12 protein-coding genes are annotated in these 13,847 nt (G+C 45.8%); 9 read left to right on the top strand and 3 right to left on the bottom strand.

Annotation, left to right across the window (positions count from 1 at the left end; all coding sequences use genetic code 11):
• Positions 1–10 precede the first annotated feature (10 nt).
• Together ectB and FS628_RS27680 are read left to right on the top strand one after the other, a co-directional pair.
• On the top strand, positions 11–1,273 hold the full coding sequence (gene ectB, locus FS628_RS27675; RefSeq protein WP_260871222.1) for a diaminobutyrate--2-oxoglutarate transaminase: 1,263 nt from the start codon (positions 11–13) through the stop codon (positions 1,271–1,273).
• A 137-nt stretch (positions 1,274–1,410) separates the two neighbouring features.
• Positions 1,411–2,754, top strand: coding sequence for an MFS transporter (locus FS628_RS27680; RefSeq protein ID WP_145326292.1), 1,344 nt, complete (start codon positions 1,411–1,413; stop codon positions 2,752–2,754).
• A gap of 192 nt (positions 2,755–2,946) precedes the next feature.
• Here FS628_RS27680 and FS628_RS27685 read toward each other — a convergent pair whose 3' ends face one another.
• From FS628_RS27685 to FS628_RS27695, 3 genes are all read right to left on the bottom strand, one after another.
• Positions 2,947–5,187, bottom strand: a complete 2,241-nt coding sequence (locus FS628_RS27685) for an S-layer homology domain-containing protein (protein WP_186327996.1) — start codon at positions 5,185–5,187, stop codon at positions 2,947–2,949.
• Positions 5,188–5,319: 132 nt separating this feature from the next.
• Positions 5,320–5,922, bottom strand: coding sequence for a hypothetical protein (locus tag FS628_RS27690; RefSeq protein ID WP_145326294.1), 603 nt, complete (start codon positions 5,920–5,922; stop codon positions 5,320–5,322).
• 145 nt (positions 5,923–6,067) lie between these two features.
• A complete protein-coding gene (locus tag FS628_RS27695; protein ID WP_145326295.1) occupies positions 6,068–7,069 on the bottom strand; it encodes an AraC family transcriptional regulator in 1,002 nt (333 codons plus the stop codon).
• 307 nt (positions 7,070–7,376) lie between these two features.
• On the opposite strand from FS628_RS27695, the gene FS628_RS27700 reads away from it, so the two are divergent.
• The 7 genes from FS628_RS27700 (at position 7,377) to FS628_RS27720 (ending at position 13,793) form a co-directional block, all read left to right on the top strand.
• Positions 7,377–10,070, top strand: a complete 2,694-nt coding sequence (locus FS628_RS27700) for a glycosyl hydrolase (RefSeq protein ID WP_145326296.1) — start codon at positions 7,377–7,379, stop codon at positions 10,068–10,070.
• Between the two features lie 80 nt (positions 10,071–10,150).
• The gene (locus FS628_RS27705; RefSeq protein ID WP_145326297.1) at positions 10,151–12,061 is read left to right on the top strand and encodes a beta-glucoside-specific PTS transporter subunit IIABC; all 1,911 of its coding nucleotides are present in this window, start codon (positions 10,151–10,153) and stop codon (positions 12,059–12,061) included.
• A gap of 159 nt (positions 12,062–12,220) precedes the next feature.
• Positions 12,221–12,376, top strand: coding sequence for a hypothetical protein (locus FS628_RS31540; protein WP_186327997.1), 156 nt, complete (start codon positions 12,221–12,223; stop codon positions 12,374–12,376).
• A 44-nt stretch (positions 12,377–12,420) separates the two neighbouring features.
• Positions 12,421–12,744, top strand: coding sequence for a GyrI-like domain-containing protein (locus FS628_RS27710; protein WP_260871223.1), 324 nt, complete (start codon positions 12,421–12,423; stop codon positions 12,742–12,744).
• Entirely contained in the window at positions 12,723–12,881 is a 159-nt protein-coding gene (locus FS628_RS32840; protein WP_260871224.1) for a GyrI-like domain-containing protein, read from the top strand. Before FS628_RS27710 ends, FS628_RS32840 begins: the two co-directional genes overlap by 22 nt.
• Before the next feature lie 25 nt (positions 12,882–12,906).
• The gene (locus FS628_RS27715; protein ID WP_145326298.1) at positions 12,907–13,356 is read left to right on the top strand and encodes a hypothetical protein; all 450 of its coding nucleotides are present in this window, start codon (positions 12,907–12,909) and stop codon (positions 13,354–13,356) included.
• Positions 13,353–13,793 (top strand): hypothetical protein, encoded by a 441-nt coding sequence (locus tag FS628_RS27720; protein ID WP_145326299.1) that lies wholly within the window; start codon positions 13,353–13,355, stop codon positions 13,791–13,793. Before FS628_RS27715 ends, FS628_RS27720 begins: the two co-directional genes overlap by 4 nt.
• The last annotated feature ends 54 nt before the right edge of the window (positions 13,794–13,847 follow it).

Here is a 13,847-nt window from a genome sequence, read left to right on the forward strand (position 1 = left end):
TTTTGAAAAGATGGAATCTAATGTGAGAAGTTATTGCAGACATTTCCCGGACGTATTTGATAAAGCGAAGGATGATCAACTCTTTACCGTGGACGGGTACCCATATATTGATTTTTTCGCAGGTGCGGGTGCGCTTAATTATGGACATAACAATGAATATATCAAAAACGAAATCTTGGCCTATATTGAATCAGACCGAATTATGCATGGGCTCGATATGTACACACAGGCCAAGCAGGATTTTATTGAATATTTCTCTGAATCCGTATTGAAGAAGAAAGGTCTGGAGTACAAGTTTCAATTCTGCGGTCCCACAGGGACGAATGCCGTAGAAGCAGCGTTGAAGCTGGCACGTAAATATACGGGACGTACAGGTGTTTTTTCTTTTATGGGTGGTTATCATGGTATGTCCCTGGGGAGCCTGGCGGTGACCAGTAATCGGGACAGCCGACAGGGTGCTGGCAGAGCATTAGACGGTGTAACCTTTATTCCATATCCGAATGAACACAATAACCATTTTGATAGTGCTGCCTACATCGAATATATACTGCAGGATACCCACTCGGGTATAGAGAAGCCGGCTGCCATCATTATGGAGACTGTTCAGGCAGAAGGCGGGGTCTATGTTGCAGAGACCTCGTGGTTAAAAAAGATCAGAGAGATCTGTGATCAATACGATATATTGTTAATTTGTGATGATGTGCAGGTGGGATGCGGTAGAACGGGTCCGTTCTTCTCCTTCGAGCGAGCGGAAATCGTACCCGATCTGGTTGTTCTCTCCAAATCGATTAGCGGGTACGGATTGCCCATGTCCTTACTATTAATGAAACCCCATCTCGATATCTGGAATCCGGGCGAACATAATGGAACGTTCCGTGGGAACCAGTTGGCCTTTATCGCAGCCAAAGCAGCCCTGGAATACAGAGAACAGGTCTCTCTGGAGGAGCAGGTGTACGCCAAAGAAACCATGTTGAAGCAGGTATGGAATGATGTGATATTGAAGCAGCATCCCGACATTGATATTCGGGGGACCGGTCTGATCTGGGGGTTGGATTTCTCCAAATTCGATACAAATATTGCAGCAGAGGTACAGAAGGCATGTTACGAGCGTGGACTTATTGTCGAGCGAGTAGGCAGACATGATAGCGTGGTTAAGGTCATGCCTCCATTGAATATTTCCAATCACAATCTGCGAAAGGGATGCGACATCCTGAGGGATAGCATTGCTTCAGTATTGATCTCGCAGGAGGAGAGGGTTGTGCAAAAGATTTAACTTTGCATTGCAGCACCCTCATGGATAGGGGATATAGCATTGGATTGAACCAGGCGAAGCAGGAATGACTTCGCTTGTCTTCATTCTTTAGCCAGCGAGGATGAATTGATGCAGGTCGACGTAGGCGGAGGTGAGCCATGGAGATTTTCAAAAATAAGAACTTCAGTTTGATGTTTTTTGGTAGAATCTTGACTAATATTGGGGATAGTTTGTACGCAGTATCCGCAATGTGGCTGGTTTACAATCTGGGAGGATCATCATTTTATACAGGACTCGCAGGGTTTCTGTCCATTTTGCCGAAAATTATTCAGCTGCTATCTGGACCAATGATAGATCGGATCCCGATTCGTGGAATTCTTGTATACAGTCAGTTAATACAAGCCGTATTGTTATTAATTGTCCCTATTGCAGCCTACTATGATTTTCTCAGCGTAGGATTGGTATTAGTGATCACCCCTATTCTGAACATCTGTAATACCTGGGTATATCCGGTTCAGATGTCAGCTCTGCCAAGAGTCCTGGAGAAGCATCAATTAACGCAAGGCAATTCTCTGTTCTCTATTGCCTATCAAGGTATTGATGTGGCTTGTAATGCCATATCGGGGATACTCATCGTTGCGCTAGGGGCGGTATCTCTGTATTTTTGGAATGCCATCGGTTTTTTTATAGGTGCGCTGTTATTCTCCCAATTACGGATTGCTCCTTATATCATGGAATCGAAAATGAAGAAGGAACAGGATACATACGATGAGATCATTGAACCGGTTAATAGGAGTAAGGCGGCAGGAATTCGTTTGTTTTTTAGAAATTACGCGGATGATTTAGTTAGTGGAATCAAGTTGCTGACACGAACGGCATTGGCCAAATTGCTCTTTGGCATTATGGTTATCAATGCTGCGGGAGGAGCAACATTCAGTGTGCTTCCCATATACAGTGATGAGATTGGCGGGGCAGATATCTATGGATTGATGTTAATGGCACAGGCACTCGGCAGCGTAATTGGCGCAACATGTGCACCATATCTCAGACTGGAAAATGTTCGTTTGGGTCTGTTGTACTCTGTGGCTTATATCATATCGGGGATCGCGTGGATCGGCTGTATATTCACCCCGTGGAGCTGGCTGAGTATTCTGGTATACGGACTGGCTTGGCTTCCCGGTGGAGCAGTTAACGTTATCATCAATACGGTTGTTCAGAAGGGCGTACCGCAGAGGTATTTGGGTTTGGTTTTCTCTGCGACGATGGCGTTAAGCGGTATAGCTATGCCAATCGGTAGTTTGATAGGAGGCACCTTAGGCGTATGGCTTCACAGTTCTACAGTGATTACTTTATGTGGAATTACCGTTGTTTTGGTAGGTGTGTACTGGATGTTCGATCGAGTATCCCGCAATCTTCCAAAGACGGAGCAACTGGATGAAGGATATTTCAATTTCACACCACGTGAAGCTACGGCTCGCTCGAATAACGAAGTGGGGGCTTAGTGCTGGCATATCTTAATGAGCGCGTCGTTCATCATTCATCCCCAAGTTTCTTTATCTGCAAAATTCAAAAAAAGGCACCTCAGAAAGAGCGTACGGATAACGAATGGTTATCCCGTGCCTGTTCCTTGAGGTGCCTTATTCAGATCCATTCATGTTGAACGCTACCTGAGTGCAATGGCAAGTTAATTGTAATTACTCGGTATAGTCACTAATCGCAGTTCGACCTGCCTCTACATTGATCCAGTAGGAATAATCTTCGCGCACGTCAACATAGAGGTTGAGTTCTTTCACATCAAGGCTACTGACCGTTAGTTTGAAATTGCCATAGGCATCTGTTGTAACCTGCTGGGTCTGAATGTGTTCTACAGCAGGCAAAGGTCCATGGATTTTAATGGGCATCGTCTGGTTAGCATACGCCGGGAACGTACCTTGAAGGACCAGCGTGTGATCAGCAGAATACACGGCTTTCATGGTCTGATCCGGAAGTCCGCCGTTCTTTTCATTCTCGCTAGCTTCGGTAGCATTCTTCGGTCTGCTCCATAGTTCGAAGCCTTTATCCTTCAGGTTCTGTAGGAAAACAACGGCCTCAGCCCGGGTCAAGGATTCTTGTCCCGCATAACCTTGTACCGTAGCTGCCGTTTTCCCGGAAGAGTATCCCATGTTCAGCAGATACCGGATGGCATCTTCATCCTGGGTATAGTTCTTACCGCCAAGCCCCGCCACGATCACAGCTACTTCTGTCCGGTTCAAGGCGTGATTGCGCAGCTTCGGATTCTGCTTGCTGGCTTCCAGATTCAGATTCAACGCGGAAGCATAGGTATAGTAACGATCACTCCAGATGTTTCCTTTAACTGATTGTCCCTCCGCAGCATCGATGCTCTGAATGACATGGGAGTTCGCATAAAGCTTGAACAACATGGAGAGAAATTCGGCTTCACTCACCTGATGATTAGGTTTGAACGTTCCATCCTCGTAGCCACTAACCATCTCTTGTTGCACAGCCCATTGAATGGCATCTTTCGCCCAGTGTGTGCGAATATCACTTAATTGGGGAATTCCTGTTACCATAACAGAGACAACAGCTTCTTTCCCCTCAAAACGTACGCGGATCTCAGCTTTCCCAGCCTGAAGTCCAAGTATTTTACCATCCTTGATGGCAATGCGATCTGACGTCGTGGTAAAGGAAACGTTCGATTGTGGAACATAGGATGTTCCGTTATCATTCACAGCAGTAATTGAAGGCAGATCAATCTGTTCTCCTGCTCGGACGTTCAGGCTCTGTTGTCCTGGTATTATCCGGGTAAGCGTTGCATCCTGAACACCGTCAACATGGAAGAAACGTGTGGAGTATGAGATGTCCGCTGCTGTACCGTTCTTCTTTTGCAGACCTGTAATTCGAATGTTGAACGTATCACCGTTCTTTAACAATTGCACATCGTCAGGACGGAAGATGATGGCGTAGCCATATCCATATCCCCCTGTCTCTACATTGAAATAGGCTTGATTAAACCATTGTTTATCCGCAGGGTCCACATTGTAATATCCGGTGGGGAATCCGCTGTTCTGATTCTTGGCGTTGAAGGTCCACTTCCGTTGATCCGAAGTACGAACCATCTCGACCTCTACCTCAGCTAGTGATGGTTTCGTGAATACATCTGTATTCAGTTGAACAGACCAGGCCTGTGTACTGCCAAATGCTTCGATTGGAAAAGCGCCCTGATTCGGGAACAGGCTGTAGTTGAACGAAGTTCCCCCAGCTCTGCTTTTATCAAATACTTGCATGGCACTATAGTATTGATCATATGTCTTGCCTGCTTCACTGCGAGTGGCAAGTCCAAAACCGATTCGTTGCAGTTGTGGACTCAAAATCCAGCGCCGATGACCCAGTCGATCTATATTGGAGGCATCGGAATCATTCATATAAGCCTGAATGCTCTTCGTCAGGACATTATTCTTGGAACTGCTGGTAACGTACAGATTGGAGCTGCTGGCAGACTTTGAACCTGTATCGAAGAAATCCTTTGGCATATCTCCCGGCTGCTCGGGATAATGGGACAGGTATCCTCCGGTGGAGACCACGACAGCTCCATGCTGGGCTTGACGGTTCAGTGTCGGATCAAGGACAAGATCGCCCTGTAGCCCCGTGATAAAACGATAAAAATTGGCTGCGTTAAGACCCTGCTCCAGATAGGCGTCACTTACCACGCCAGTAGAGTAGGGAGCACTTGTCGAAGGTGTTTCTGTATACAGGGCAGATGATTCATTGTCATTCATCCACTGATTCCATTTCTGTACGATCTCCTGCTGACTTCGCTCAGGCAGCAAACTGTCGATCTGTTCTGCATGTGCTGCTTGGGCACCCCCTAATAGAAACAGCAGACCTGCCAAGGGCAGAACGAAGAGCGAATGCATTTTACTTTTCGGATAAACCATGTTTCCTACCCCTCTCATTTCTGAACGTACGAAGAACATATGCATGTACACATCATGCTATATTCATCGACATTACAGTTGGTTTTGCTTAGAGACGGGTATGCGGATCTTCCTACATATGTATCTATTCTTTTAGTCGAGACTCAGGTCAAAATCAGGCTCACACATATAATCTAAAGGGTACAGATCATCTCGGGACGAGATTAATGCACGGAAGTGCAGGTAAAGATTATCAGGCTGTACCACAACGCCACCAACACGATACGGAACAAGCTCAGCTACTACAAACACATCCTCCGCGCGATTACATTTAAAAAGAACATTCTTCGGATTAATGACTTCTTCCAGGTAGCTATATGTCATCACGTGAAAAGCTTGTCCACGCCAGTTCGTCTTAATTACTTTATAGGACTGCGTTCGCACCAGATCCAGATAACGTTCCAGCTGAAACGTATGCTCAAATTGCGTAATGTAGCCTTTTTTGTCCACATCTATCGTAAACTCCACATCATAGCTCACATGCATTTCATCTTTATAGGTCCCCTTCATGACCTTCATGCTGTCAAAGTGTGATCCGAATTCCGGATCTTCCACATAGGGAATGGTAACAAGTTCAGGATCAACATGATCTGTGATCTTGCTGTTCATGGAGGGGGCGGTGTAATACTTCGATGGTTGAAGATCAATCGATCCAATCATGCTTCCTGGGAAACCGGGGCTGCAAGTTATTCGCATAGTCATCTCCTTAAGATTTAATCAGTAGTTAGACGAATGACTTAGGAGAAAGTTGCACCAGAATAAGGAAATGGAGGATGGGATGGAACTAGTATATTCTATTTCCCAGCAACGATGTACCCAAGTTATGCTGTGGTACCCATGGTCATTCCTGCTGCTGGGTTGTGTGTTGTTCCCGATATTGCTGCGGCGTAATGCCGAAGTGATTCTGAAACTTTTTGTAAAAGAAGCTCATGTTACTATGTCCCGTACTGCTGGCAATATCATAGATCGGGCGATCGGTATTGGCGAGCAGGAACGAGCAGTAGTTGAGTTTTTCACTCTGAACCAGATCCTTGAAGGTCTGACCGGTTGTTTTTTTGATCAAGGTGGACAAGTAGTTGGCATTGAAATTGAAATGATCCGCGGTGGATGTGAGGGTGCAGTCCATATAATGATTCTCAATATATTTCAAAATTTCGATGATCGTCACCTTGTTCTGAGTCAGTGTACGAGGACGATTCGTGTCGTACTGGAATACACGCAGCAGTTCGTAAAAGATCAGCAGCATATAGGAATCCATCATCTCGGATGAGCCGAGTGACGGATCATAATATTCACAGAGCAGTTGTCTCATCAGGATAGGAATGTTGGTGTTATTCTCGGAGTGAAAAATAATGTACCGATTATGATTTTGACGATCCGAGATGGCATTCGCCAGAAAGTGAGACAGAATACCATTGTTGGCCAGTTTGCTCAGGAACGAAGAGGAAAAGTAACTCTGACGAATCAGAATATTAATGATCACATCTTCTTCTGATGTGGGTAGAATGGCATGGGGCACGCCTGTATCTACAATGCAGATCTGTCCTCGCTTTAACGTGACCTTTTTTCCATTAATAATCTGGGTGCACTGACCGGAATATACGAAGCTGAGTTCAATAAAAGTATGAATATGAAGTGGGACCTCGGCAAACCGAGTGTGCTTGGAAATGGTGATGTTGTCTTTCTCTCCAATCATGTCCGCAAAAACATAAACATCCTGTCCTTCATGGACGACTCTCTTCAATGAATCGTACGTAACGGAGCGTGTAGAAGGATGAGCCTGATAATGCAGATCCCTGTCCGTAAGCTTACGAAGCTTTGCATCCAATTGATCGTGATCCATGCTCACTGTCTCCATTCGGCTAAAGTTTGAAGTAACCTTAACATCTGAATTTATGACAGTCAATATGTACTGTTTTGATATTTCGACCTTCATTTGAAAGCGCTATATTAAAAGTGTGAAGTGATTAAACATCTTTGTTTATATTTATATCCGTCTGTTTACGCTCGATTAATGGAATTCAATATATTGATTTATGTTTTGGTTCATATGGAAATTTCATTCTATAATATGTAATTTTGATACTTGATAGATAGGGGAGAGAAGTAGACAACGAAGTTGTTCATTTAGCAGAAGGGAAGGATTTTTGATGAGAAAGATGACCGAAGTGTTGGAAAACCGGGAGAACAATTATATTTTGCCTTTCTTCTGGCAGCATGGTGAGGAAGAACAGGTACTGCGTGAGCATATGCAGATTATTGATGAGAGTGGCATCAAGGCGGTTTGTGTGGAATCCCGCCCGCATCCGGATTTTGTGGGACCCCAATGGTGGGCAGATCTGGATATCATCATGGATGAGGCACGTAACCGGAAGATGAAAGTATGGATCCTCGATGATTCTCATTTTCCTACAGGATATGCCGCAGGCAGAATCAAGACGGATTATCCCCAGTACCAGAAGCAGTTTCTGAAAGTACATCAACAGGATTTCGTCGGACCACAGCTTCAGGCGGGAATCCTGGTGAAATGGGCGCTGCAACGCCCTGGTCAGCGAGGTATTAGTGTTGGAGTCGAGCAAGTGAAATCGGATCAGGAGGGAGAACAAAAGCAAGTTTTTTCGGATAAAGATCGGATTGTTGGTGTAGTTGCCGCCCAAAAAATGGGACCTGATGAGATTGATCCCGATTCCCTGGTTGATCTGACCTCACAACTGCATGAAGGAACGGTGCACTGGGATCTGCCTGAGGGGCGTTGGAGAATCTTTACGCTGGTTCTTACCTATGATGGAGGGGAAAAAGCCACCGACGGTTATTTGAATCCAATTGTGCCTGAAGCCACACAGGTACTGATCGATACGGTGTACGAGGCACATTATGATCGATACAAAAATGATTTTGGAGCTACACTGGCAGGTTTTTTCTCGGATGAGCCGAGGTTCGGCAATGTAAAAGGGCCACTGGCTTCCATCGGACGCCTGGACATGATTCTTCCGTGGCGTGATGATTTACCGGACATGTTGAAGCAGGAAGGATTCGGTGATGACGTTATTCGTTTACTCCCTTTGTTGTGGGCGAATGCAGGTGTGAAAGGGCATGAGATGCGCTATCGCTACATGGATCTGGTCACTCGACTATACGCAGAACATTTCACGGACAGATTGGGAGATTGGTGTCGCGCCCACCGTGTAGAGTACATTGGGCATGTCATTGAAGACAATAACGCTCATGCGAGACTCGGTTATGGTGCAGGGCATTTCTATCGCAGTCTATGGGGACAGGATATGTCTGGCATTGACGTGGTGCTGCATCAAATTCTGCCTGGCATGGATGACGGCTATTACAAATCATTCACATCCACTGGATGGGACGGTGAGTTCTTCCATTATGGAATGGCGAAGATGGGAACCTCCCTCGGACACCTGGACCCGAAGAAGCAAGGTCGTACCATGTGTGAAGTGTACGGTGCATATGGGTTTGGAGAAGGGTTGAAGCTTATGAAATGGCTAACGGACCACATGCTTGTAAGGGGTGTGAACCATTTTGTACCACATGCGTTCTCGCCGAAAAAGTATCCTGATCCGGATTGTCCACCTCATCTCTACGCGAATGGATATGATCCGCAGTATCGGTATTTGCCGATACTAACTCATTATATGAACAGAGTAAGTCATCTGTTATCAAATGGTGTGCATGTTGCACCAGCAGCCATTTTGTATCACGCAGAAGCTGAGTGGGCTGGAGAGTATATGTTGTTCCAGAAACCAGCGAGAGAGCTTACGCAGAACCAGATTGATTTTGACATCGTTCCATCGGAGCTGGTGATTTCGACGCAGGTGAAAGACGGGAAACTCCAGATGAACCGTGAACAGTTCTCTGCCCTGATTATCCCTTATGCCGAAGCGCTACCGAGTCAGCTAATTGCTCAACTGGTTACCCATGCAGAAGCCGGTTTACGGGTCTTTTTTGTGGATGGACTTCCTGCTCGAAGCAGTGAAGGAGAGGATTGCACGAGCGAGTTGATAGACCTGATGAAGCATGAATCTGTGAGTATTGTTGCTCTAGATGAACTGGCGACGCGCCTGCGGAGTGACAATGTGTATGAGATCTCGGTTAGGGAATACCAGCCCTACTTGCGTTATTACCACTACCGTCATGACGATGGTGATGTATATATGTTTTTCAATGAAGATCCGGCCAAAGTGATCGAGACCAACATTACCATTCCGGCTCTGGAGGGCGTAGATGAGATTTACATCTATAATGCTTTTGCCAATACACTCTCACCACTTCAGATCAGCATACATGAAAACAAGCAATCATTCTCCTTGAGGCTCGAAAAATACGAATCTGTGTTGATTGTGCAGGGTGTTGAACTAGGGGAGGAGATTGCAGAAGTCTCAACTGTACATCCTTCATACGCCAACATTCATGAGATTACAGGAGAGTGGAAGCTCTCTTTGGCAACGGCCATGCAATACCCGGAATTCTCTGCATATGGGACAAATGCTGAACTTACTTCACTCGCCGTACCGACGATGTTACCCGAGTTCTCGGGGACCGTGCGATATGAGACAGAGTTCGATATGCATGAAGTACCTGAAGCAGCGAGGCTTGTCATTCATGAGCCGTACGAAGTAGCTCAAGTGTGGCTGAATGGTCATGATATCGGAACGCGAATCTGTCCACCTTACGCGTATGAAGCAAATGGATGTTTACAACCAAAGGGCAACAGACTTGTAATTGAAGTAACGAATACGCTTGTAAAAGAACAGCAAGATTTCCTGTCCCAGTTCCTGATTCAGGAACCGACAGGTATTGTAGGTAACGTCTATTTACAATACTGAGAATAGATATGGAATGAACATTGGATTTACACGAGTTTATTCGTTCATTCCATATCTCACCCATGAAGGAGTGAGCAGGCATGGATCATCGTCAACTGGCAACGGATGTGTTACGCAGTGTCGGAGGCAAAGAGAACATCAATAAGGTTACACATTGTGTAACCCGGTTGAGATTTGAACTGAAAAATAGCAGAATCCCCAATGCCGAAGAAATCAAAGCGATGGATGGCGTTCTGACCGTTATTCAGCAAGGAGGACAATATCAGGTGGTCATTGGGAATCAGGTTGTTCCCGTATTTAACGAGCTATCTTCCCTCCTGGGAGACATGAGCAATACTGAATCTTCAAATGATGTACAAGGTGAGAAAAAAAGTCTCTTCGACCGCTTCACATCCATGATTTCCGGTGTATTCATGCCTGTTATGGGAGCGCTTGCAGCGAGTGGTGTTATCAAAGGATTACTGGCCTGTCTATCTGCATTTGGTGCTCTGACGGCAACGGATGGAACGTATATTGTGCTGAATGCCATCGGTGATGCACTGTTCTATTTCTTCCCGATTTTCCTGGGTAGCTCTGCCGCCAAATACTTTGGCTTGAATCAATATGTGGGAATGATTATTGGTGGTTCCATGGTCTACCCCGCGCTGGTGAGTTTTGTAGGATCTGAACAGCAGTTGACCTTCCTCAGTCTGCCGATGAATATGATGAATTACACGTCATCTGTATTTCCCGCAATTGTTGCAGTATGGTTTGCATCCATGTTAAATGGTGTAATTGAGAAGCGTATCGCACAAGGTTTCAGATATTTCTTGGCCCCATTTATCGTACTCTTGGTTACGGTACCGCTGACTCTGTTCATCATCGGTCCGGTCATCACATACCTCAGTAACGGTCTTGCTGATATCACAACGGCTATCTACAATTTCAATCCAATTCTCGCTGGCCTTGTATTGGGTGGCCCATGGATTCTCATCGTTATGTTTGGTTTGCACTGGGCCTTTATTCCAATCTTTATTAACAACATGGCAACCGTAGGTTACGATTCCGTAATGGGATTGCTGGCAGCAAATCAGTTTGCGATGGCAGGCGCAGCCTTGGCCTTTGGACTGAGAGCACGGGACAAACAGATGAAAACGCTGGGTATTTCAACTGGAGGGACAGCATTGCTGGGTGTGAGTGAACCTGCACTTTACGGTGTACTGCTTCCTCAGAAAAAACCGCTTATTATGGCAATAATCGGTGGTAGTATTGGTGGGTTGATCGGTGGGGCCTTTTTGTCCAAAGTCTATGCGTTTGCTCCATCCGGCGTATTCGGTATTCCCGGTGCAGTCAATCCTCAAGGAATTGATTCCGGCTTCTACGGTTATGTGTTACAAATGGCAGTGGGTCTGGTGGTTGGTTTCATTCTGACCTATCTGTGGGGACATCAAACCCGCACGAAATCCGGCGACATAACAACGCAAGGGACAATGAATTCCGTATCCGTGTCTAATATTGAAGGAACGGATAAAGATTCGAGTTTATCCGTTGCGCCAGCAGAGATGACTGTGTATAGCCCCGTGTCTGGAGAGGTTGTTGATCTTGCAAGTGTTGCAGATGAGGCGTTTTCCAGTGAAGCGATGGGCAAAGGAATTGCGATTATCCCTGCAAGTGGAACGATCGTATCTCCTGTTGAAGGTGTAGTAACCACGATAACCAGATCGAGACATGCGATTGCGGTCATTGGCAACGATGGTGTGGAGGTTCTGATCCATGTTGGCCTTGATACGGTCAAACTGAAAGGGGAGGGCTTCTCTCTCAAAGTACAGGAAGGCGATAGGGTGAATGTCGGTGATGTCCTAATGGAAGTGGATTTGGCGAAAATCAGTGAAAAAGGATTACACGTAATCACGCCTGTGATCATCACCAATAGTGGAAGTTATTCATCCATCCGTGGGATTGCGACTCCACAAATTTCAGCTGGTGCGCCATTGATTTCAATAAAAGTGTAGATTCGTCCGCTTAATATTTAATATGCTGAAGTAGTCTGGGTTAACCTTTTCAAGTCCGCGTAATCGCGGGCTTTTTTTATTTGCAGGAGTACGGGTGCTATTTCCAATCGTCTTGCTCTTTTGATACAGTATCTGTAGGACATGGAGGTTATATCATATATGGAACAAGTACTTCAGATACTGATGCGTAATGCGCGTGCAGAAGAGCACACCTATTTGTATATGCTGAATGAGGAGGCACATTTCGATCAGGAACGTATCTTTTTACGGCTCCGGATGCCAGCAGCGCCCACCAATTATTTCATGAATGGGTAATGGAGAATCATGCCACATATCGCACTCGGAGAGGAGTTAATCTAATGAATATGAATGATAATGTGATCGAACAGCAATCCCTTACCTTTGTGGGAATTAAACGAACGTTCTCTTGTGTGGATGGCGAGAATTTAAGAGAAATTCCAAAGATGTGGCAAGCTGCTTTGGCAGACGGGATTGAGGAACGTTTAAACGGGTTCAATAACGGAGCCATTTCCGGTTTGGTAGGCATCTGTGTAGATCAGCGAGAGTTGCAAGACAATCAAATGGAATACTGGATTACCACGTCTTACTCAGGTGAAGTCCTGAAGGTTTGTTTTCAATCGAACTCCCCGCGGCCCATTGGGTGGTATTTGAAGCTGAAGTAATCGAACCGGAAGCGATACAACAGTTGTGGCACTATATTATGACAGAGTGGTTTCCTTCCACTTCATATCAGCATGCAGGGATTCCGGAACTTGAAGTGTACAGAGGTCATAGTGCACCTCCCCAGGTCTGGATATGAGCAAAATTGAATTAGGAGGCCTACAATGTTATCCAATAAAGTGATTGATCATTGCCAGGAGCAAGGCTGGTGGCATGAAGATGTTCCCGCAGCATATGAAGAAGCATTGCAAAAGCTTGAGATTGATCTTCAGTCGGATTTTGCACAATTTTATTTACATGCAGAGGATGGACCGACTTTCTACAGCAGACATCAGGAGTTGTATCAGATCTGCTGGTTTATGGAGAACACCGTATATATGGAAGACATGAATGTAGCACAGCTCACATTGGGGCTACCCGAGGCGTATATTCCAATGGACAGTTTTGAAGGTGAAGGTGGATTTTTCTACAACCGTCAGACGGGAGAAGTGGTGCTGGTGGAACTGGGTGAGTCCATCGAGCGGTTTCTCAATGGCGAGAGTAAGCCGCAGTGGGCTGATTTCAATGCTTTTCTGGAGTGGTATTTCGTTCTGGAGGAGGAGACGGTGCAATGAAAGATCTAACACCGGAACATGCCGAACTGGAGCGACAAATTGTTGAGACGGTTGAAGCCGGTAATGTGCTGGATGAGACGCAACAACATGAACAAGCACTTATCTATTATGATCAGGCATGGGGCATGCTGCCCGAGCCGAAGATGGAATGGGAGATTGCAAGCTGGATCGCATCCTGCCACGCGAATGCACATATCGATCTGAAGCAATATGGACTGGCGAAGCCGTGGGCTGAGATATCGTTACATACGCGGAGTACGGATAGAAATACGAGTCCGTTGATCGATCTCGGCATGATCTGCATGAGACTTGAACAGCACGACGAGGCGTATTCGTATCTGCATCAAGCGTATGAGTTCGGCAAAGAACGTGCATTTCAGGGAAGCCCAAGAGACGTATTGAGTTATTACAAGGAAGAGCGGGCTAAGCGCAAGTAGAGTAATTCGAACCATAGGATGAAACGAAAAGGGTACCCCCGTTGGCTAATTATT

Origin of the sequence: Paenibacillus xylanexedens, assembly GCF_007676705.1 — a bacterium.
In the GTDB taxonomy this organism is placed as follows: domain Bacteria; phylum Bacillota; class Bacilli; order Paenibacillales; family Paenibacillaceae; genus Paenibacillus; species Paenibacillus xylanexedens_C.